At 73.4% G+C, this 21,326-nt stretch carries 19 protein-coding genes; 2 read left to right on the top strand and 17 right to left on the bottom strand.

Features of this window, described 5'->3' with window-relative positions; translation table 11 throughout:
- Positions 1-41: 41 nt before the first annotated feature.
- From ACWGH1_RS08190 to ACWGH1_RS08140, 11 genes are all read right to left on the bottom strand, one after another.
- Complete coding sequence (locus tag ACWGH1_RS08190) at positions 42-2,084, bottom strand: SpoIIE family protein phosphatase (protein ID WP_453355143.1); 2,043 nt, start codon at positions 2,082-2,084, stop codon at positions 42-44.
- A 138-nt stretch (positions 2,085-2,222) separates the two neighbouring features.
- A complete protein-coding gene (locus tag ACWGH1_RS08185) occupies positions 2,223-2,705 on the bottom strand; it encodes a DUF3574 domain-containing protein (protein WP_453353012.1) in 483 nt (160 codons plus the stop codon).
- A 7-nt stretch (positions 2,706-2,712) separates the two neighbouring features.
- Positions 2,713-3,642, bottom strand: coding sequence for a DNA-binding protein (locus tag ACWGH1_RS08180; RefSeq protein WP_453353011.1), 930 nt, complete (start codon positions 3,640-3,642; stop codon positions 2,713-2,715).
- Complete coding sequence (locus tag ACWGH1_RS08175; RefSeq protein ID WP_453353010.1) at positions 3,639-4,853, bottom strand: MAB_1171c family putative transporter; 1,215 nt, start codon at positions 4,851-4,853, stop codon at positions 3,639-3,641. Before ACWGH1_RS08175 ends, ACWGH1_RS08180 begins: the two co-directional genes overlap by 4 nt.
- Positions 4,850-5,338, bottom strand: a complete 489-nt coding sequence (locus tag ACWGH1_RS08170) for a toxin (RefSeq protein ID WP_453353009.1) — start codon at positions 5,336-5,338, stop codon at positions 4,850-4,852. Before ACWGH1_RS08170 ends, ACWGH1_RS08175 begins: the two co-directional genes overlap by 4 nt.
- A 285-nt stretch (positions 5,339-5,623) precedes the next feature.
- Positions 5,624-6,202: a MepB family protein gene (locus ACWGH1_RS08165; RefSeq protein ID WP_453353008.1), complete on the bottom strand. Its 579-nt coding sequence runs from the start codon at positions 6,200-6,202 to the stop codon at positions 5,624-5,626.
- A gap of 49 nt (positions 6,203-6,251) precedes the next feature.
- Entirely contained in the window at positions 6,252-6,764 is a 513-nt protein-coding gene (locus ACWGH1_RS08160; protein ID WP_453353007.1) for an O-acetyl-ADP-ribose deacetylase, read from the bottom strand.
- Positions 6,764-8,182, bottom strand: coding sequence for a phytoene desaturase family protein (locus tag ACWGH1_RS08155; protein ID WP_453353006.1), 1,419 nt, complete (start codon positions 8,180-8,182; stop codon positions 6,764-6,766). The genes ACWGH1_RS08160 and ACWGH1_RS08155 overlap by 1 nt, the downstream gene beginning before the upstream one ends.
- 90 nt (positions 8,183-8,272) lie before the next feature.
- Entirely contained in the window at positions 8,273-9,097 is an 825-nt protein-coding gene (locus tag ACWGH1_RS08150; protein WP_453353005.1) for an inositol monophosphatase family protein, read from the bottom strand.
- 96 nt (positions 9,098-9,193) lie between these two features.
- Positions 9,194-11,200: a prolyl oligopeptidase family serine peptidase gene (locus tag ACWGH1_RS08145; protein WP_453353004.1), complete on the bottom strand. Its 2,007-nt coding sequence runs from the start codon at positions 11,198-11,200 to the stop codon at positions 9,194-9,196.
- A 30-nt stretch (positions 11,201-11,230) separates the two neighbouring features.
- Complete coding sequence (locus ACWGH1_RS08140) at positions 11,231-12,163, bottom strand: LysR family transcriptional regulator (protein WP_453353003.1); 933 nt, start codon at positions 12,161-12,163, stop codon at positions 11,231-11,233.
- A gap of 95 nt (positions 12,164-12,258) precedes the next feature.
- On the opposite strand from ACWGH1_RS08140, the gene ACWGH1_RS08135 reads away from it, so the two are divergent.
- Positions 12,259-12,990: an SDR family oxidoreductase gene (locus ACWGH1_RS08135; protein WP_453353002.1), complete on the top strand. Its 732-nt coding sequence runs from the start codon at positions 12,259-12,261 to the stop codon at positions 12,988-12,990.
- A gap of 2 nt (positions 12,991-12,992) precedes the next feature.
- Here the strand turns inward: ACWGH1_RS08135 and ACWGH1_RS08130 are convergent, their stop codons facing one another.
- The 6 genes from ACWGH1_RS08130 to ACWGH1_RS08105 form a co-directional block, all read right to left on the bottom strand.
- On the bottom strand, positions 12,993-13,994 hold the full coding sequence (locus tag ACWGH1_RS08130) for a TIGR03842 family LLM class F420-dependent oxidoreductase (RefSeq protein WP_453353001.1): 1,002 nt from the start codon (positions 13,992-13,994) through the stop codon (positions 12,993-12,995).
- Between the two features lie 9 nt (positions 13,995-14,003).
- A complete protein-coding gene (hydA, locus tag ACWGH1_RS08125) occupies positions 14,004-15,404 on the bottom strand; it encodes a dihydropyrimidinase (RefSeq protein ID WP_453353000.1) in 1,401 nt (466 codons plus the stop codon).
- A gap of 14 nt (positions 15,405-15,418) precedes the next feature.
- Positions 15,419-16,717: an aspartate aminotransferase family protein gene (locus tag ACWGH1_RS08120; protein ID WP_453408529.1), complete on the bottom strand. Its 1,299-nt coding sequence runs from the start codon at positions 16,715-16,717 to the stop codon at positions 15,419-15,421.
- Complete coding sequence (locus ACWGH1_RS08115) at positions 16,714-17,556, bottom strand: nitrilase-related carbon-nitrogen hydrolase (protein WP_453357374.1); 843 nt, start codon at positions 17,554-17,556, stop codon at positions 16,714-16,716. The genes ACWGH1_RS08120 and ACWGH1_RS08115 overlap by 4 nt, the downstream gene beginning before the upstream one ends.
- 167 nt (positions 17,557-17,723) lie before the next feature.
- The gene (locus tag ACWGH1_RS08110) at positions 17,724-19,883 is read right to left on the bottom strand and encodes a hypothetical protein (RefSeq protein ID WP_453408528.1); all 2,160 of its coding nucleotides are present in this window, start codon (positions 19,881-19,883) and stop codon (positions 17,724-17,726) included.
- A 45-nt stretch (positions 19,884-19,928) separates the two neighbouring features.
- A complete protein-coding gene (locus ACWGH1_RS08105; protein ID WP_453357492.1) occupies positions 19,929-20,309 on the bottom strand; it encodes a PPOX class F420-dependent oxidoreductase in 381 nt (126 codons plus the stop codon).
- Positions 20,310-20,625: 316 nt separating this feature from the next.
- Here ACWGH1_RS08105 and ACWGH1_RS08100 point away from each other — a divergent pair, with 316 nt between their 5' ends.
- Complete coding sequence (locus ACWGH1_RS08100; protein WP_453357490.1) at positions 20,626-21,207, top strand: hypothetical protein; 582 nt, start codon at positions 20,626-20,628, stop codon at positions 21,205-21,207.
- Positions 21,208-21,326: the final 119 nt, after the last annotated feature.

Genomic DNA, 21,326 nt, shown 5'->3' with positions numbered 1-21,326 from the left:
CGGGCCCGGGCACCGGGCGGCACGGGCCGGGCGACAGGGCGCTACGGGGCCGTCGTGCGGGCCAGGAGCACCGCCACGTCGTCCTGCGGCGCGGCCGGCAGGAGCCGCGCCAGGACCTCGTCGCACAGCTGCTCCAGCGGCCGGCCCGGCTGTCCGAGGGCCCGCGCCAGCTGGTCGAGTCCCTGGTCGAGGTCGCGGTCGCGGGCTTCGATCAGCCCGTCCGTGTAGAGCGCCAGGAGGCTGCCGGGCGGCAGCGGCACCATCTCGGTACGGAAGTCCGTGCCGCCGGACCCGAGCGGGGTCCCGGGCGGGCCGTCCAGGAAGGACACCGTCCCCGTGGCGCTGACCACCGCGGGCGGCGGGTGCCCGGCCCGGGCGATCACGCAGCCGCCCGCCACCGGGTCGTGGACGGCGTAGACGCAGGTCGCCATCTCGTCCTCGCCCAGGTCGGTCACCGCCGCGTCCAGCGAGCGCAGCATCCGCTCGGGTGGCACGTCGTGCCGCGCGAGGGTCCGTACCGCCGTGCGGAGCTGGCCCATGACGGCCGCCGCGTGGATGCCGTGCCCCATCACGTCGCCGATGACCAGTCCGGTCCGGCCCCGGGGCAGCTGGATGACGTCGAACCAGTCACCGCCGACGTCGTGCGCGCTGGCGGGCTGGTAACGGCCGGTCAGCTCCAGGCCGGTGACCCGGGGCAGGGCGCTGTTGGTGAGGCTGCGCTGGAGGGTGAGGGCCGCCCGTCGCTGCGCGGTGTACATGCGCGCGTTGTCGATGTTGAGCGCCGCACGGGCCACCAGCTCGTCGATCAGGACGCAGTCCTGCTCGACGAAGGGCTCGCGCTCGCGCAGCCGGGTCACCGTGACCGCACCGAGCACCGTGCCGCGGGCGACCAGCGGGACCAGCCGAGCCGACCCGAGGCCGGCCAGGTACCTGCGCAGGGGTTCGGCGCGCGGGTCGGTGATCAGCGCCGGGACGTCGGTGGCGTACAGGTTCATGGGCCGGCCTTCGGCGATGACCCGTTCGTAGACGGTCCCGGTGGGGATCCGGAAGGTCTGGCCGGGGGCGAGGACGGCCGTCGGCGCGGCCGGGTCGGGGAAGGTGACGGCGATCCTGCGCAGGACCCCGCGGTTGGAGAAGGCGGCGTCGTCGGGGCCGAGGACCGCTTCGAGGAGCTGTACGTCCGCGGAGTCGGCGAGCTGCGGCACCAGCAGGTCCGCGGTTTCCCGGGCGGTCTGGCCGAGGTCGAGCGTCGTCCCGATGCGGGTGCCGGCCTCGGCGAGCAGCGCGAACCGCCTGCGGGCCCGCTCGGCCTCCAGCTGCGCCCGCTGGCCTTCGGTGATGTCGATGAGGGAGGCGATCACCCCGAGGGGGCGGCCGCTCGCGTCGAGCAGCGGGGCGTAGGAGCAGGACCAGGTCCGGTCGTGGCCGGGGTCGGAGGGGGTGCGGCCGGTGCGGCGGACGTCGACGATGGCGGTACCCCGCTCCAGCACCTGGCGCATCGTCGCCTCCAGGGCGGCGGCGTTGACGCCGGGGACCACCTCGGTGAGCCGTTTGCCCAGGTGGGCGGCGGCCGAGACGCCGTTCATCCGGGCCAGGGCGTCGTTGACGCGCAGGAAACGCAGGTCGGTGCCGAGGGTGGCGAGGCCGATCGGGGACTGGGTGAACAGGCTCTGCAGGGCGGCCAGGGAGTCCCGCATGTGGAGGACCTCGGAGGTCTCCACGGCGATGAGCATGGCGCCCGGACGGCCCCGCGGATCGGCGGTCGGCGCGATCCACATCTCCATCGTCACGCGGTGCCCGTCGCGGTGGCGTACGGGCAGGGTCCCGACGACGGTCTCGCCGGCCTGGACCCGGCGGGTCAGCTGCTCGGCGAGCTCGCGGTTGGCGTCGGGGACGAGGACGGCGCTGCCGGGACGGCCGAGGATGTCCTCGGGGCGGTGGCCGAGCAGGTCCTGGGCGGCCAGGGACCACTCCACGACGCGTCCGTCGGCGTCCTCGCGCCACAGGGCGATCGGCAGCAGCTCCCGCAGGACGCCCGCGTACCCGACCACGCCTGGCGGCTCGTCCGGTACACCGTTCGTCAACCGGTAAGTGTCCAATGCACCGACCTCACCCCGGGTGGGCCCGTTTCCTACCGGTTCACCCTAGCCGAGTGCCCGGCGCGGGGCGCTGCGGTCGCCTCCCGGCGGACGGCCCCGGCCGGGCCGTCCGCCGGGGCGGGGTCAGAAGTCGACCTGGACCCGCGCGTCGGCGCGGCCGACGGACTCCAGCTCCCACATGGTGCAGTACAGGTTGCGGATGTACTCGATGTCGGCGTCCCGGGCCCTGGCCTCCGTCACCGGGTAGAGCACCGTCAGTTCGTACGACTTCTCGCGGTTGATGTCACCCTCCTTGTCCCTCCATTGGCCGCGCCCTTCCTGGAGGGTCAGCCCGGCCGGGAAGCGGGGGGTGACGACGTCGGCGATGAACTTGTTGAACTGCTCCTCGGTGATCGGCGGGTTGCCGTTGTGCCGGCCGGTGCCGAAGTAGAGGGAGGTGGAGACGTACGGTCTGCCCCGTTCCGCGGCCGCGTCCTGGCTCACCGCCGAGGCGGCGGCCGGTGGCTGGAAGGTGGCGTTCGATGCCGGGCTTCCCGAGGCGAAGAAGAGCAGGGCCGCGGTGAGTACGGCGGCGGCCGCGGGCATCGATATCCGAATGGGGCGCATGGGGTCCCTATCTGTGGCGGTGGTCGTGGGGGGTGGCGTATGGGATGCGCAGGGGCGCCGGCCCCGGCAGGTGCTCCAGCAGGAACACCGCCGCGTCCCGCAGCCGGGCGGGGACGCGCGGGGCCCGGCGCAGGAGGTGGGCGGTCCGGTGCAGGGACTCGGCCGTCCGGGCGGAGCCGGTGCGGGCGGCGCGGGGCGCGAGGTCGGTGATGAGGTCCTCCGCCTCGCGCCAGGCCCCGGCGCCGACCAGGGCGGCGAGGAGTTCCGCGGCGAAGAGGTGGCGGTAGGAGGGGCCGGGGGCCGTGGCCGCCGACTGCAGCAGGGGCAGGGCGCGGTCCCACCGGCGCAGCCGGGCCAGCACCCAGCCCTGGTGGCCGGTCAGCTCGGCCTGGTCGATCCACCAGGCCCAGTGCGGGTCGTGGCGGGAGACGCCGTCCAGGAAGCGGCTCTGGGCCCGGGCGATCAGCTCCAGGGGCTCCCGGCGGGCGCCGAGCAGGGCGGTCGCGTGGGCCTGGCGGATCAGTACGAGGCTGCTGACGCGGGCGGGCAGCGGGCGGGGCCCGGCGACGCGCGAGACGGTTCCGAGGGCGGCGCGCGCGTGGCCGGTGTGGGTCTGGAGCATGCTGTGGTTCAGCCGTACCAGCCGGGCGGTCCAGCGGTCGCCGCAGAGTTCCGCGAGGGCGAGGGCATGGGCGTTGGCCCGGTACGCCTGCCGGTGCAGGCCCGCGTCGAAGAGGATCCAGCCGATCACCTCGGACAGCTCGGCCAACGCCGCGACCCGGTCGCTGTCCTGGCCGCGCAGGCTGCCGGGCGCGGCGGAGAGTTCCCGATGGCGGCGTACGGCCTCGCGGGCGGCGGGGACCGCGGCCCGCGCGCCCTGCGTGGCGTCGAGGGTCACGAGCCGCTCCACGGTGTGTGCCGCCGCCGGGGCGGTCACCGGGTCACCGTCCACGCCTCGGGCCGCCGGCCGCTGCGGCCCAGTGCGGTGAAGGAGGAGGCGACTTCGGTCAGCCACTCCAACTCGTCGCGGAAGTCCTCACAGGGCGGCCGCGCGGGGATCTCCGGGACCTGCGCCTCCTCGGCCCGCTCCTCGGGGTCCCGGCTGAGGGCGGCGCACACCTGGAGGGCTTCACCGAGGGGGGAGGTCGGATCCTCCGGGAGGCCGAGCGAGCGGGCGACGCGGCAGAAGTCCGCGAGGGAGAGCGTGGTGCGCAGGATCAGCTGCCCGTCACGGATCTCGATCACGCGCCGGTAGAGGCTGTAGTGCAGGTCCCTGGGCGGCAGCAGGTCCCGCGCCCAGGACCGGGGCGGGTCCAGCGCGATGTCGGGGGACGCCTGGTGCAGGGCCCACCACAGCGGGCGCAGGCGGAGGTAGGCGCGGTAGCTGCGGCCCCAGGCCCGGGCGCGGGTGAGGCGGATGCCCCAGGCGGGGATGGTCCATCCGGTGATCTGGAGCAGTGCGCCGATGCTGCCGCAGGCCCACTGGATCGGGTCGAGGCCGGCCCCGTCGAAGTGCAGCCGGGTGCCGGCGATCTGGATGCCCCGGGTGACGCAGTAGACCAGGATGAGCGTGGCGCCGACGGTGACGGTCCGCATGCCCGCCGCGAGCCACTGCCGGTTGGCCACCTTGGTGAAGCGCACCGACAGCCGTACCGTCTCGGCCTGCCCCACGGCGCATATCAGCAGGTAGAAGGACATGTACAGGGCGTATCCGCCGTGGTGGATGCTCAGCAGGATCGTCGATGTCGCGGTGTCGGAATGCGCCACCGGGCCGACGACGAAGGAGGAGGTCACGAGCACGCAGAGGGCGGCGCCGAAGAACAGGACGCGCCGGCGCGCCATCCGCCGGGCCTGCGCGGGCGGCGACGACCAGTGGACGAGGACCACTTGCTGCGCCGCGGTGAGTACGACGACCGCCACCTGGGTGATCAGCGAGGTGATGTTGGGGACGCCGAAGAATCCCGAGATGTGGAGCCGCAGTTGGTCCAGGTCGACCAGGAAGCTGATCCCGGAGCACAGGAAGTAGACGCACAGCGCCCAGAGCGCGACGTCGTGCTTGCGGCGCACCAGATCCGGCAGCCGGTACGCGAAGGCGGCCAGCCCGACGAAGGCACATATCCAGGCGAGGGCCGTGTAGACGGCGGTCACTGCGGCTCCGCCTTGCCGAGGCCCTGTTCGATGCGGGCGACGACGTCGGCGGCTTCCGCGGGGACGGCCCACGCGGGTTCGACCCAGCGCTTGGTGGCGCGGGCCAGGATGAGGGAGGCCATGGTCTCGGCCTCCTGCTCCTCGTCGTCGCTGTAGCGGGAGCGCATCAGCAGCCCCCGTACGCCGGCCGGGTCGACGTTCGAGAGGAGCGGCCCGGTAGGGGTGCGGTCCAGGGGTACGGACCCGCGGTGCTCGAAGGCGATGTGGGCCAGTTCGTGGGTGATGATGTGTTCTTTGTGCGCCGGCGAAGCCGACTTCTCGAACGCGACGACGTCGAAGTCGTCCAATTTGAGCCACAGGCCCAGCAAATGGCGTTCCGGGAAGGACGTCGGAATCAGATGAATGGTGCGCTCGCGGCTCTCGATGAGATAGCGGTGGAGTTCGTCGATTCCGCAGCCGTGCTCCATGCCCCACTCCACCAGCATCGCCTCACACGTACGGCGGACCTTCCTGAGCCGGCGCCTGAGCCGTCTGTCCTCCGATCCCGGCGACGCTGAGCCCGGTATCTTCATCCCTCAGTCCTCCGGCGGAACTCGGCGGCTGCCCTCCCCCGCCCCGGCTTCTTGATCTCCGGGGCAGACGACGCGGTCATGATGTCATACGCCCAACTCGCCTTAGTCCGCTGTGGGTTCTATCCGGCCACGGATCGCCGGTTTCCGCCGAAAGCAGCCTGGGGCGAATACTGCGTCCGGGATATGCCCCGCGGGAATTCAGTGCGTTCGCCGGGGATCGTGGAGCACCCGGGCCCGGGCGGGGTCCACGGGGGCGCCCGGGCGCAGGTGCAGGAAGTGCTCCGACTGCCATGCCTGGGTGCGCTCGGCCTGACGGCTGGTGGCGGTCACCCAGGGCGGGTAGACCCGGAAGGCCCGCTTCCCGCCGGAACCGTCCACCGATACGACGCCGTGCCGGCGCAGTGTGTCGAGGGGCAGGACGAACTGGCCGAAGCGGTCGCCGTCGCGGCTGCTGACGACGAACAGGTCGACGGCGTCCGTGGTGTCGAAGGGCCGGATGGGGCCGCCCGGGGACCGCTGCCAGACGGTGACGAACTGGCCTGCCTTGGTGGGCGTCGTCCTCGCCGCGCGGAACCGGACGGAAAGGCCGTCCAGGGTGTAGTGGTGGGCGGCGTAGTCGGCGCTCTCGGCTTCGGGGACCGGCTGCGTGCAGGTGAACCCGCAGGGGTCGTAGAGGAGCGCCTTCGCCGCGAGGAGGTCCCGGTGGGTCCCGGCCTCCCACCGCGCCGTCGGGACGGGGGCAGGGGCACCGGATGGGCACGCGTGTTCGATGGACATGGCCCCACCCTGTCATGCCGGGGCGGCCCCAGGAGCCGGACCGGCGGAGTCAGCCCAGCGCGGCGGCGAAGGCGGCGTAGGCGGCGGCGTCGAAGAGGACGAAGCGGACCTCCTCCACGGAGGTCGCTGTCGCACGCACCGTCTCCACCGCGATCCGGGCGCCGTCGTCCATCGGCCAGCCGTAGATCCCCGTCGAGATGGCCGGGAAGGCGACCGTACGGGCACCGAGCTCGTCCGCGACGCGCAGCGACTCGCGGTAGCAGGAGGCGAGCAGGTCGGAGCGGTCCTCGTCGCGCGAGTGGACGGGACCGACGGTGTGGATGACGTGGGTGGCCGGCAGCCGGCCCGCCGTGGTGGCGACGGCCCGGCCCGTCGGCAGGCCCTTGCCGTAGTGGGAGCGGCGCAGCTGCTCGCAGGCGGCGAGGACCTCCGGTCCGCCGCGCCGGTGGATCGCGCCGTCCACTCCCCCGCCGCCGAGCAGCGAGGAGTTGGCGGCGTTGACCACGGCGTCGGCGTGCTCCGCGGTGATGTCGCCCTGGATTAGGGTGATGCGGGGCGGCATCAGGACCCCTTGCGCAGGTGGCGCCAGACGGCCTTGGCGGCGTTGTGACCGGACATGCCGTGGACTCCCGGGCCCGGCGGGGTCGCCGAGGAGCACAGGAACACCGCCGGGTGGGCCGTGGTGTACGGGGACAGGGTGATCTTCGGGCGGAGCAGGAGCTGGAGTCCGGAGGCGGCGCCGCAGGCGATGTCCCCGCCTACGTAGTTGGGGTTGCGCGCGGCGAGCTGCGGCGGGCCGGCGGTGGCGCGGGCCAGGACCAGGTCGCGGAAACCCGGGGCGAAGCGCTCCAGCCGACGCTCCATGGCCTCGGTGAGGTCCCCGTCCCAGCCCGCCGGGACATGGCCGTACGCCCAGAAGACGTGCTTGCCCTCGGGCGCCCGGCCGGGGTCGACGAGGCTGGGCTGGGCGGTGATGAGGAAGGGGTTGCGCGGGGCGCGGCCACCGGAGGCCAGCTGCAGGGCGGCGTCGACGTCGCGGGTGCGCGGGCCGATCTGGACGGTGCCGGCCCGGCGGGCCTCCTCGGCGGTCCAGGGGACGGGGCCGTCCAGCGCATAATCGATCTTGAAGACGGAGGCTCCGTACCGGTAGCCGTCGTACGCCCGCCCCAGCCGGGCGATCCGCGCCAGCGCGGTCGGCGAGGTGTCGAAGACGTACGCGCGGGCCGGAGGCAGCTCGTCCAGCCGCTTGACCTCGAAGTCCGTGTGCACCGAGCCCCCGAGGTCGCGCAGGTACGCGGCGAGCGCGTCGGAGAGGGACTGCGAGCCGCCGCGCGGCATCGGCCAGCCGTTGGCGTGCGCGGCCAGCGCGAAGACCAGGCCGACGGCGCCGGTGCCGATCCCGTTCAGCGGTGCGATCACGTGCGCCACGAGGCCGGCGAACAGCGCGCGGGCCCGGTCGTCGCGGAAGCGGCTCAGCAGCCAGGTGGCGGGTGGCAGCCCGGCGAGCCCGAAGCGGGCCAGGGTCACCGGGTCCCTGGGCAGCGCGGTCGAGGGCAGGGACATGAAGTCCCGGGCCAGCGTGTCCCATTTGCCGAGGAACGGCTGCACCAGGCGGCGGTAGGTGCCCGCGTCGCGCGGCCCGAAGGACGCCGCCGTCTGGGCGACCGAGCGGGACAGCACCGCCGCCGTGCCGTCGTCGAACGGGTGCGCCATCGGCAGTGGGGCGTGCAGCCACTCCAGCCCGTACCGCCTCAGCGGCATCGTCGCGAACACCGGCGAGCCGGCGCCGAGCGGATGCACCGCCGAGCAGGGGTCGTGCCGGAAGCCCGGGAGGGTGAGTTCCTCGGTGCGGGCACCGCCGCCGACCACCCCGGCGGCTTCGAAGACGGCCACGGACAGCCCGCGCCGGGCCAGCTCGACGGCGGCGGTCAGCCCGTTGGGGCCGGCCCCCACCACGACCGCATCGAGAATCGAGGACACCTTACGACTCCTTCGTCCGGCGGCGGCACCGCGTGTGAGGCGGCGGTGCGTCCAGGCGGCACTGTATTGAAGAGATGGCGGTCCGGCCGGTCATTCGCCGCGCAGCAGCTCGCGGATCCGGACCGCCGTGGCCTCGTCGCGGCCCACGGCGAACGGCAGCGCGTTGTCCCGGTCCACCCGGAAGGGGACCCCGGCGACGGTGCTCTGCGCGCCGCCCGCCTCGGCGACCAGCAGCAGTCCGGCGGCGTGGTCCCACGCCGACGGCCAGGTGAAGGCCAGGCCGTCCATCTCGCCGCGGGCCACCTTGAGGTACTCCAGGCCGGCCGATCCGCAGGGGCGGGCCCCGACCCCGGGTACGTCGAGCCGGGCCAGGGCGCGCTTGTCCTCGTCGGAGGTGTACAGCGGGTGGGCCATGGCGACCCGCAGCGTGGCGCCGGGCTCCGGGGAGCCGCTGTGGATGCGCTCGCCGTTGACGTACGCCCCCTCCCCGCGCACGGCGGTCGCCAGCTCGTCCAGGGCCGGGGCGTAGGTCCAGGAGGCGAGGATCTCACCGCGGTGGGCCAGCGCGACCAGGGTGCAGAAGCCGGGGTCGCCGCTGACGAACTGCCGGGTGCCGTCGACGGGATCCACGATCCAGACGGGCGCGTCGGCGCGCAGCGCCGCGTACACCGTCGGGTCGGCGTGCACGGCTTCCTCGCCGACGACGGCGGAGCCGGGCAGCAGGCGGGTCAGCGACGCGGTCAGGTACTCCTCGGCCTTGCGGTCGGCGACGGTGACCAGGTCGTGCGGGCCGCTCTTCTCGTCGACCTCGTGCTCGGCGAGCTGCCGGAATCTCGGCATGATCTCGACCGCGGCCGCCTTGCGGACGGCTTCTTCGACGGCGGACAGGTCAGGGGCCGGAAATTCTGTGATCATGCCTCCATCACACCACGCCCGGCTGACAAACCCCACCCGCTCCCCCGGCGGGCGGGGGCACTCCGGGTGGACGGCGGGTGGCCGTGCACCGGCCGCTCAGGTGAGGTGCTGCCAGAGGAAGGTGTGGGCGAGGGCCTCGTTGAAGGCGGCTTGGCCGTTGTCGGTGGCGCCGCCGTGGCCGCCGCCGGTGTTCTCGTAGAAGTGCACCCGGTGGCCGAGTTCGCGCAGCCGGGCGGCCGTTTTGCGGGCATGGGCCGGGTGGACGCGGTCGTCGCGGGTGGACGTCATCAGCAGCAGCGGCGGGTAGGGCCGGCCGGCGGCCAGCTGGTGGTAGGGGGAGATCGCCCGCAGGTGCGGGCGGTCGGCCTCGTTGTCCGGGTCACCGTACTCGCCGGTCCATGAGGCGCCAGCGAGCAGCTTGTGGAAGCGGAGCATGTCCAGCAGGGGGACCTTGGCGACGATCGCGCCGAACAGCTCCGGGTACCGGGTGAGCACGGCGCCCATGAGGAGGCCGCCGTTGCTGGCGCCGACGGCCCCGAGCCGGCCGGGGGTCGTGGCGCCGCGGTCGATCAGGTCGCGGGCGACGGCCGCGAAGTCCTCGAACGCGCGGGGCCGGTCGGCGCCGAGTGCGGCCCGGTGCCAGGCCGGTCCGTACTCGGCCCCACCGCGGATGTTGGCCACCGCGTACGTGCCGCCGCGGGCCAGCCAGGCCCGGCCGGTGACCGGACTGTAGGACGGCGTCTGCAGGTCCCGGAAGCCTCCGTACCCGTACAGCAGCACCGGCCCGGGGCCGCAGGCGTTTTCGGGCCCGACGACGAAGTACGGCACCCGAGTGCCGTCCGCCGAGGTGGCGAAGTACTGCCGCGCCGTCATTCCCGTGGCGTCGAAGTGGACGGGGGCCTGTTTGAGGGTCTCGGTGGCGCCGCCGATCTCGCCCCGGTAGAGGGTGGACGGCTGGAGGAAGGAGTCGACGTCGAGGAAGTACTCGTCGCAGACGTCCGGGTCGGTGTCGGTGATGGCTGCGGACGACAGCGGCGCCACGTCCGCCAGCGGCCTGCGCGTCCACTGCCCGCCGGGGCCGGGCGTGAGGACCTCGATCCGCGTCGCGACGTCGGACAGGGTCTCCAGGACGAGGTGGTGGCGGGTCCAGCTGTGCCCGGCCAAGGCGGTGCGCCCGTCCGGGGCGAACAGGACGGACGCGGTGCGGTCACCGGCGAGGAACGCCTCGAAGTCGAAGGCGAGGAGCGAGCCGGCCGGGTGCCCCAGCCACGGCGACTCCGGGGTGACGACGAGCCATCGCTTCCAGGCGTACTTCCCCGCGTCGTCCGGTGCGTCCACGCGTACCGGCGTGCCGTCGCCCGTCAGGAGGAACAGCTCGTCGTGCCAGAAGTCCCGGGACCGGGAGACGAAGTCCCGTTCGAAGCCCGGCGTCGGATCGTGCCAGCCCGTGGCCGCCACGTCGCCCGCCGCGACCTCGAAGACCGTCCGGGACTGCGCCAGGGCGGTGCCGCGGCGCCAGCGGCGTACGGTGCGCGGATAGCCGGCGTCGGTGAGGGAGCCGGGGCCGGTGTCGGTGCCGACGTACACGTGGTCGGCGTCGATCCAGCCGATCCGGGTCTTCGCCTCCGCCACCTCGAAGCCGCCTGCGACGAACCCCCGGGTACCGAGGTCGAACTCCCGGACGACGACCGCGTCCGAACCCGCCCGGGACAGGCTCACCAGCGCCCGCCCGTAGTCCGGGTAGCGAACCTGCGCCCCGGCCCACACCCACTCGACGCCCTCGGCGGCGCCGAGCGCGTCGACGTCCAGGAGCAGCTCCCACTCGGGCTCGTCCTTGCGGTACTGCTCCAGCGTCGTACGCCGCCACACCCCCTTCGGCCGGGCGGCGTCGCGCCAGAAGTTGTAGAGGAACGCGCCCCGGCGGACGGTGTAGGGGATCCGGCCGGAGGCGTCGAGGACCTCCCGGACCTCCTCGCGCAACGCGTCGAAGCCCGGCCCGCGGGCGAGCGCGGCGAAGGTCTCCGCGTTCCGCTCGGCCACCCAGGCGAGCGCGTCCGCGCCCTCGACTTCCTCGAGCCACAGGTACGAGTCGTCATCCGTCACGAGGAGCGATTGTGCCTCCTCCACCGCTCCTTACGCGCAGTCCGTGGCTGCCGAGTGAGCGCGTCCCCGAGGGCGGGGCCGGAGGGTGTCCGGCGGATCCGGGTCGGACACCCCCGAGAGACGTGTCGCGGTCCGGACGAGGTCGGCGACGGCTGTGGACCGGCTGTGCGGGGGCCAGGCGATCACGGTGGTGACCGTCGGCGCGTCCAGCACGGGGACGGCGGCGAGGTCATCGTGCAGTTGGGCTCGGCACGACTCCGGTGAGAGTGCGCAAGCACGGCCGAGCGCCACGAGCTGCAACAACTGCGCTTGGTCGCGCACCTGCGGGCCGGGGCCCGGCGGGTAGCTGCCGTCGGGGTCGGGCCAGCGTGGCAGGGGCAGACCCGGCAGCCCGGTGATGTCGGCCATGTGCACATGGGCCCGGGCGGTGAGCGGATGCCCGGCCGGCAGCACCACGACCTGGCTCTGCGTGCCGAGTTCTTCGGTGTGGAACCCGGCCGTGGAGTCGAACGGCCGGTGCAGCAGCGCCACGTCGGCCCGGCCCTCGCGCAGGAGTCGTGCCTGTTCGGCCGGACCGCACAGGATGACGTCGACGGGAACCGCGCCGGGTTCGGCGGCGTACGCGTCGAGCAGTTTCGCCAGCAGCTCTCTGGACGCGCTGGCCTTCGTGACCAGGACCAGGCCGGGGCGGCCGGTCACGGAAAGCGCGGCGCGGCGGGTTCGGCGCTCGGCGGCGTCGACCGCGTCGAGGGCCGCCCGGCCCTCGGCCAACAGCACCGAGCCGGCCTCGGTCAGCCTGACGGCGCGGCCGGTCCGGTCCAGCAGTTCCGCCCCGAGTCGGCGTTCGAGCTGCCGGATCGCCCGTGACAGGGGCGGCTGCGCCATCCCGAGCCGCTGCGCGGCGCGCCCGAAGTGCAGCTCTTCAGCGACGGCCACGAAATACCGCAGTTCCCGGGTCTCCATACGGACACGCTAACCGGCGATCAATACCCTGACGGTATCGTCGCCCACCCGATCGGTCTTGGACCCCCATCGGGGTCCGGGAGCAGCATGGGCCCATGAGCGAACGAAAGACTGCGCTGGTCACCGGCGCTAACAAGGGGATCGGCTACGAGATCGCCGTGGGCCTGGGCGCCCTCGGCTGGAGCATCGGCGTCGGCGCCCGCGACGATCAGCGCGGTGCGGCCGCGGTGGAGCGGCTGCGCGCGGCCGGCGTCGACGCGTTCGGCGTACCACTGGACGTGACCGACGACACGAGCGTGACCGCCGCCGCACGGCTGATCGGGGAACGGACGGGGCGGCTCGACGCGCTCGTCAACAACGCCGCCATCACCGGCGGCATGCCGCAAGAGCCCACCCGGGTCGATCCCGCCACCATCCGGACCGTCGTGGAGACCAACGTGATCGGCGTCATCCGCGTCACCAACGCGATGCTGCCGCTGCTGCGCCGCTCCGCCTCACCGCGGATCGTGAACATGTCCAGCAGCGTCGGCTCCCTCACCCGGCAGGAAGGAACCGCTGCCGAGCAGACGACGGGTCCGGTGGCCGTGGCGTACTCGCCGTCGAAGACGTTCCTGAACGCCGTCACCCTCCAGTACGCCCGGGAGTTGAGCGGCACGAACATCCTGATCAACCTCGGCTGCCCCGGCTACGTCGCGACCGACCTCAACGGCTTCCGCGGCGTGCGCACCCCCGAACAGGGAGCCGCGATCGCCATCAGACTCGCGACCCTGCCCGACGACGGCCCGACCGGTCAGTTCTTCGAGGACGCCGGCGTAGTGCCCTGGTGACGTCAGTCGTTGACCGCCGGAATGATGTGCTGTCCATAGGCCTCGATCACCTCCTCCCTCGCGTCGTGCATGGCGTACACGGCGAACTGGTCCACTCCGAGGGCGCGCAGGGCGCGGAGCTTTTCGATGTGGGCCTCGGCCGGGCCCAGCAGGCAGAAGCGGTCGACGATCTCGTCGGGGACGAAGTCGGTGGACGGGTTTCCGGCCCGGCCGTGGTGGCTGTAGTCGTAGCCCTCGCGGGACTTGATGTACTCGGTGAGGGCGTCGGGAACCATCGAGGAGTGTTCGCCGTAGCGGGAGACCAGGTCGGCGACGTGGTTGCCGACCATTCCGCCGAACCAGCGGCACTGGTCGCGGGCGTGGGCGAGGTCGTCGCCCACGTACGCCGGAGCGGCCACGCAGATGGTGATCGCATCCGGGTCCCGGCCGGCCCGGGCGGCCGCTTCCCGGACCGCCCTGACCATCCACTCGGTCAGGTAGAGGTCCGCGAGCTGGAGGATGAAGCCGTCTGCCTTCTCCCCGGCCAGGGCCAGCGCCTTCGGTCCGTACGCCGCCATCCACACCGGGAGCCTCCCGTCGCGGATCCAGGGGATGCGGACCGGACTGCCGTCCACCTCGGCCTCGCGGCCCTCCGCGAGGTCGCGGATCACCTCGATCGCCTCCCCCAGCCGGGCGAGGGTGTTGGGTTTGCGTCCCGCGACCCGCATCGCCGAGTCGCCGCGGCCGATCCCGCAGACCGTGCGGTTGCCGTACATGTCGTTGAGGGTGGCGAAGGTGGAGGCGGTCACCTCCCAGGTGCGGGTGCCCGGGTTGGTGACCATGGGGCCGATGTGCAGCTTCTGCGTGTTGGCCAGGATCTGGCTGTAGATGACGAAGGGCTCCTGCCACAGCACGGCGGAGTCGAAGGTCCAGCCGTAGCGGAAGCCGTTGCGCTCGGCACGCTTCATCAGGCTGACGACCTGGGAGGCCGGCGGGTCGGTTTGCAGGACGAGACCGAAGTCCATCACGGCTCCTTACAGGTACTGGCAGGTCGAGCGGGGGACGAAGGCCCCGTGACCGGCCCGGCCGGTGTACTCGCGCCGGTCGATGACGAGTTCTCCGCGCGAGAGGACCGTGTCGACGCGTCCGGTGATCCGCCTGCCCTCGTACGCCGAGTAGTCCACGTTCATGTGGTGCGTCTCGGCGGAGATGACCTGCTCGGCGTGCGGATCGTAGAGGACGATGTCGGCGTCGGAACCCGGCGCGATGGTGCCCTTCTGGGGGTAGAGGCCGAACATCCGGGCCGGGGTCGCGCAGGCGATCTCGATCCAGCGGCGGCGGCTGATGTGACCGTCCAGGACGGCCTGGTGCAGGAGGTCCATCCGGTTCTCCACACCGGGCAGACCGTTGGGGATCTTGGAGAAGTCGCCGCGGCCGAGCTCCTTCTGGCCGCGGAAGCAGAACGGGCAGTGGTCCGTGGACACCACCTGGAGGTCGTTGGTCCGCAGCCCCCGCCACAGCGCCGCCTGATGCTCGCGGGGACGCAGCGGGGTGGAGCAGACGTACTTCGCGCCCTGGAAGTCGGGCTCCGCGAGGTTGTCGGTGGACAGGAACAGGTACTGCGGGCAGGTCTCCCCGAAGACGGGCAGCCCCTTGTCCCGGGCCGCGGCGAGTTCCGCGACCGCCTCCTCGGCCGAGACGTGGACCACGTACAGCGGGGAGCCGGCCACCCGGGCCAGCTGGATGGCCCGGTGGGTGGCCTCGGCTTCGAGGATCACCTTGCGGACCTCGCCGTGGTGGCGGGGGTCGGTCTCGCCGCGGGCCAGGGCCTGTTCGACGAGGACGTCGATCGCGATGCCGTTCTCGGCGTGCATCATGATCAGCCCGCCGTTGCCGGAGGCCCGTTGCATCGCGCGCAGGATCTGCCCGTCGTCGCTGTAGAAGACGCCCGGGTAGGCCATGAACAGCTTGAAGGACGTGACGCCTTCGCCGACGAGGTGGTCCATCTCCTTGAGGGTGCCCTCGTTGACGTCGGAGAGGATCATGTGGAAGGCGTAGTCGATCGCGCACCGGCCGTCGGCCTTGTCGTACCAGGTGTCGAGCCCGGCGCGCAGGGAGCGGCCCACGCTCTGCACGGCGAAGTCGACGATGGTGGTGGTGCCGCCCCAGGCGGCGGCCCGGGTGCCCGTCTCGAAGGTGTCCGAGGCGGCGGTGCCGCCGAAGGGCAGCTCCATGTGGGTGTGGGCGTCGACGCCGCCGGGGATGACGTACTTCCCGCTCGCGTCGATCGTGGTGTCCGCCGTCCAGCCGTCGGCGGCCTGCGACCCGTGGGCCGCGAGGGCGGCGACCCGGCCGTTCTCGATCAGGACGTCCGCGTGCAGTTCGTCGGCGGCCGTGACGACGAGTCCGCCGCGGATCAGGGTGCGGGTGCTCATGTACGTGTCCCTCGCTACTGGTTCAGGCCGCGCAGGGCCTGTTCGAGGATCTCGGCGCCCTCTTCCGCCTCCGCGACGGTGAGGGAGAGCGGCGGCGCGATGCGCAGCACGCTGGTGTTGTACCCGCCGCCCTTGCCGAGCAGCAGGCCTCCGGCGCGGGCGGCCTCCAGTACGGCGGCGGCCGCTGCGGGGTCGGCCCGGTCGGTGCCGGGCTCCGTCAGCTCCAGGGCGGCCATCAGGCCCCGGCCGCGGACCTCCCGTACGGCGGGCACGGCGGCGGCGATGGCCCGCAGCCGCTCCAGGAGCAGGCCGCCGACGCGGCGGGCGTTGCCCTGGAGGTCGTGCTCCAGCAGGTAGCCGAGGTTCGCGACGCCGGCCGCCATGGTGACCGGTGAGCCGCCGAAGGTGGAGATGGAGTTCGAGTCGAGGCAGTTCATCACCTCGGAGCGGGCCACGACTCCGCCGATGGACATGCCGTTGCCGATGCCCTTGGCGAAGGTGAGGATGTCCGGCGGGCCGTTCCGGGCGTGCGCCTGCCAGCCCCAGAAGTGCTCGCCGGTACGGCCCCAGCCGGTCTGCACCTCGTCGCTGATCCACAGGATGCCGTGCCGGTCGAGGACCTCGCGGAACTCGGCGTAGAGGCCGTCGGGCGGGGAGGTGAACCCGCCGACGCCCTGGACGGGTTCGGCGATGAGCGCGGCCACCCCGCCACGGGCCTGGCCGAGTACGTCTTCCAGGTCGGCGACGGCGGCCGCGGTGAAATCGGCGTCGCCGAGGTGGGCGAAGGGGCCCCGGGTGCGGACCGCGCCGTGGACGTAGTACGTCTGGAGCGGCGAGAGGCTGGTCGGGGACCAGCCCCGGTTGCCGGTGATGGAGACGGTGGAGAACGACCGGCCGTGGTAGCTGTTGCGCATCGCCAGGATCTGGTTCGAGCGGCGGTACGTCGTCGCGAGCAGCAGGGCGGTGTCGTTGGCCTCGGTGCCGGAGGTGGTGAAGAAGACGCGGGCGTCGGGGATGCCGGAGAGGGCGGCGACCCGTTCGGCCAGCTCGACCATCGGGCGGTTCAGGTACAGGGTGGAGGAGTGGATGATCCGCCCGGCCTGTTCGGAGACGGCCTTGGTGACCTCGGGCAGGGCGTGTGCGGTCATCGTGGTGAGGATGCCGCCGAAGAAGTCGAGGTAGCGGTTGCCTTCGGCGTCCCAGACGTGGCGGCCCTCACCGTGGGTGAGCTCGACGGGACGCTCGTAGTAGAGCGTGAGCCAGTCCGGCAGGACGGCGCGATGGCGACTGTGCAGGGGGATCGGGTTGCTCACGGCTGTACGAGTCCTCCGTAGGCGTCGGGGCGGCGGTCGCGATAGAAGGCCCACTGGTCGCGGACTTCCTTGATCAGGTCGAAGTCGAGGTCGCGGACGAGGAGTTCCTCCTCCTTGTCGCTCGCCGCCTCGCCGACGAACTGGCCGCGGGGGTCGACGAAGTAGCTGGAGCCGTAGAAGTCGTTGTCGCCGTACTCCTCCTGCCCGATCCGGTTGATGGCCGCGATGAAGTACTCGTTCGCGACGGCCGCGGCGGGTTGTTCCAGCTGCCAGAGGTAGGCGGAGAGACCGCGGTGGGTGGCGGAGGGGTTGTAGACCAGCTGGGCTCCGGCGAGTCCCAGCTGGCGCCAGCCTTCGGGGAAGTGCCGGTCGTAGCAGATGTACACGCCGACGCGGCCGACCGCGGTGTCGAAGACGGGCCAGCCGAGGTTGCCCGGGCGGAAGTAGTACTTCTCCCAGAAGCCCTTGACCTGCGGGATGTGGTGCTTGCGGTACTTCCCGAGGTAGCTGCCGTCGGCGTCGATGACGGCGGCGGTGTTGTAGTAGAAGCCCTCGGACTCCAGCTCGAAGACCGGGACCACGATCACCATGCCGGTCTCGCGGGCCAGGTCCTGCATCCTGCGGACGGTGGGGCCGTCGGGGACGGCCTCGGCCCACCGGTAGTGCTCGGGTTCCTGGACCTGGCAGAAGTAGGGCGCGTTGAACACCTCCTGGAAGCCGATGATCTTCGCGCCCTGGGCAGCGGCCCGGCGGGCGTGCTCCTCGTGCTTGGCGATCATCGACTCGGTGTCTCCGGTCCAGGTGGCCTGGACCAGCGCGGCGCGGACGACTTGGGCCATGAGCTGCCTCCTCGCGACGGGAACGCCGACTTCTACGCACGTAGACGGTGTCCGTAGGGAGTAGAACGTAGGCCTCGTCACAGCGCGGGGCAAGAGCGCCGTGCGGTCTTGAAGCAGTCGATCACGTTACGTCGGCAGGTGATCGTTTGCGATCAGGGGCGGGCGGTTCAGGGCAGGGGGATCCCCGCGACGCGGAGGGCGTGGAACAGGTCACGGTGTTTGCCACCGGCGAGCGCGGCGGCCGCGCGGAGCAGGCGGGGGGCGAACCAGTGGGGGTCCCGCCGGGCCAGGGCGGCGGCCTCTTCGGCGGTGCGCAGCCTGACGAAGGCGGCGAGCAGGACGTCTGCCTCCCGGTCGCGGCCGGCGGCGCCGAGGAGGCCGGCCGCCTCGGCGATCTCGGCGGTGGGGCGGGCGGCGGCCTGGCGCAGCAGCGCGTCGCAGTCGCCGTCCCGCCCGGCCTCGCCGAGGGCGGCCGCGGCGGCGGCGAGCCGGTCGGGCGGGAGCGAGGCGGCCTCCCAGAGCAGGGTGGCCCAGTCGGCGCCGAGCCCGGCGCGGTCCAGTTCGGCGGCGAACTCCGGGAGCAGCGCGGCGGCCCATCCGGTGGCCTCGCAGATCAGCGCGTGTGCCTCGCCGCCGCGGCCCTGGGCCCGGAGCCCGAGCAACCGGGCCACGGTTTGGGGCACCTCGGGTGACGCGACGGCGGGGCCCTGGGGCGGGGGCTCCGCCGGGGCGGGCTCCGCCGGGGCGAGGGCGAAGCGGGCGCCGCGCGGGGCGGCTCCGGGGGCCCGGGCTTCGTCGGGCAGGGAGGGCGGCGCCGCCTCGGCCGGCGCACCCGCGTACCGGGCACCCCCGGCGCGGCGCCCGCCCCGCAACCACCGCCCCTCGGCCCGCCCGACCGGCTGCCCACCCCGCTGCCCCGGCAGCCCGCGCAGCGACTGCGCCCCGGACCCGGCCATCGGCTCCCATGGCCCACCCTCAGCCGCCCCCACCACGGGCCGGCCCACCGGGCCTTCCGGCGTCGGCGCCGACTGACCTGGCGTCGGGCCCTCGTACCGGGGTGCCGGTATCGCCGAGGGCGCCTCGGTCGGCTGCCCCCCGGGCCCGGCCGCCGGGCTTTCCTGCCGGGACTCCGGCCAACCGGCCCGCCCCCGCGCCGACGCCGACAGGCCCGGCGTCGGGTCCCCGGACGGCAACTCGGCCGCCCGTACCGAGGAATCGGCCGCAGGGCTGCCGTACTCGGGCAGCTGCCCCCCGGAGCCGGCCGCCGGGCCGTCAGGCCGGGGCTGGGCCAACCCCGAAGGTCCGTCCGACGGATGCGGCACCGGGCCCGCCACCGGGTCCCGCAGATCGGCCCGCTCCGCCGCCGACAGGCCAGACGCCTGGCCCTCCGGCCGGAACCCAGACGCCTGCGCCGGGGAAGCGGCCATCGGGGCCTCCCGCCAGGGGGCCGGCGCCGAGGCGGCCAGACCGGCCACCGGGTCCTCGTACCGGGGCTCCGTTAGCGCCGAGAAGGCCTCCGGCGGCTGCGCCGCCGAGCCTGGCGTCGGGCGCTCCGGCCGACCGGCCCGCTCCCGCGCCGACAGGCCGGACGCCGGGTCCTGCGGCCGGAACCCGGGCGCCTGCGTCACGGGCCCGCGCGTCGGGCCCGCGTACCGGGGCTCCGCCAAACGCGAGAGCGCCTCCGGCGGCTGCGCCACGGGCCCGGGCGTCGGGCGACGGGACTCCGGGCCGCCGGCCCACGACGGCGTCGACGGGTCGTCCCGTCCGGCGGCTCGCTCCGCCCGCGGCGCCGGGCCGGGCGTCAGGTCCGGGCGTCGGGGGGCCGGTGACCCCGCGCGCGCCCCGGGCGACAGGGCGGCGAGGCGGGCCGTCAGGTCCCCGTGGCGGGCCTCGGCGCGGGCCGTGTCGTCCTGGAGCCAGTACAGCTCGCGGGTCAGCGCCCGGGCCTGCGCCGGGTCCGTGGTCGCGGCCAGCCGCTCCGTCAGCCCTGCCAGGGCCGCCTCGGACGCCGCCCGCTGCTCCGCGGCCCGCGCCAGCAGTTCCCGCAGCTCCCGCGCACCACCCGGCGCCCGGTCCCACGCGGCGGCCGCCGCGTCCCGGAGCCGGGCCGCGTACTCCACCTCCCCCGCCACCGCCGACCCGTCCAGCAGCAGCGACGCCAGCACGTCCCAGGGCGGTATCGCGGCGCCGTCCAGACAGGCCCGCATCCCCTCCGGGTCCCGCCGCAGGAACTCCCCGTACCAGCCCGCCCCGGGATCCAGTCTGCGCGTCAATCCTCTTAAGTAATCCGCGAGTCGACCGATCAGCAGCGAAGTCGCCGTCTCCATGCCCGCATTGGACCCCACCCGTGTTACGGGCGGGCTACGGGAATCTCAAAGCTTGACGGCGATGCCGGTGTGCGGCCGCTTGCCCCGCCGCACCAGCGCGGCCGGCAGGTCCACCACCCAGAACTGCCAGCTGTACTTGCGCGACATCAGCTTGCGGACCCGCCGCAGCCCCGCTTCGTCCAGCAGCCGCGCCCGCCCCTCGACGGCGACCGCGCCCTCCGGTACCCGTCCGCGCACGTCGCAGGCGCTCACGGTGACCCGCCCGTTGTTGCGGATCCGCTTGACCTTCCACGAATCGCTGCGCGTCCACACGTACAGCTCGCCCCCGTCGGCAACCGCCCAGACGGGGGTGGCGACGGGGGTGCCGTCCTTGCGGAAGGTGGTCAGACTGACGTACTTGCCCCGGCCGAGCTCCTCAACGGTCATGCCCCGACCTTAGGGGGTGGCCGGTTGGTCACGCCGCGATGAGGTCCTCGACGGTCTTGGCCCGGGCGGTCCTCCGGTGGGATTCGTCGCTCCACCGCGATGGCTGCCCGGCGAGCCGGACGAGCATCAGGCGGACCGCCGGCTCCGCATTGTCGTACGCGCCCGGCTCCGAAGCCGGAGTGAACCCGGCAGGGGGACCGGGGGCCTCCTCCCGTCGAGGCATCATCCCGAAGGCTGGCTCAAAGCTCCCCCGTGCGGACGGCGGTGCCAACTCGGGGATGACGACGAGCCACCGAGGACCGAAGAGGCTGATGCCATGACAGCGACCGACGGACTTCGCCCGACCACGACTGCGCACGGCACCGAACGGCCGGTCCCACGATGGGCTTCCCTCACCGCCCACGCGATCCCTTTGCTGCTGCTGCCGCAGTGCCTGTGGCGGCTACCGTTCGCCTTCGGCTTCGAGATGGGGCTGGACGTGGACGGGGCGATGCCGTCGTCGCTGTGGGTGTCCGTCCCCTACGTCTTCGGACTCAGCCTGATCACGGAGGGGTTGGCGCTGCTGTCCTTCGGATTGGTCCGAGGATGGGGTGAGGTCGCCCCCGCATGGCTGCCGTTCATCGGCGGGAAGCGGATCGCTCCCCTTGCGTCGATCGTCCCCGCCACCCTCGGCGGCCTCGGCGCGACCGCGTTCTGGGCACCCGTGCTGCTGAGCTGGTTCGGCGTGGGTGACGCCGCCGGGTTCAGCAGTGGCGGCTGGCAGGCACTGGCCCGCCTCTGCATCGCCCCCGGGATGCTGTGGGGTCCGCTCGTACTGGTGCTCACCTACGCCTACTACGAGCGCCGCTGCCGCCCGGCCGAGCACCATGGGCACCGCGGCGGCTCCGTGGCTGCCTGAATGCACGTCACGAGGTCCGGACGGGCGTCGCGGTGACGCCCGTCCCCGCCTCGTCGCATGCTGGACCGCGTTGGTGCCACACCGGTCCCGCGGAGTCGGATGTCAGTGGATGGCGACGG

This window comes from Streptomyces sp. NPDC054883, assembly GCF_053610645.1.
Note: the sequence above shows the minus strand (reverse complement) of the source record. Positions and strands in the feature narration are given on the sequence as shown.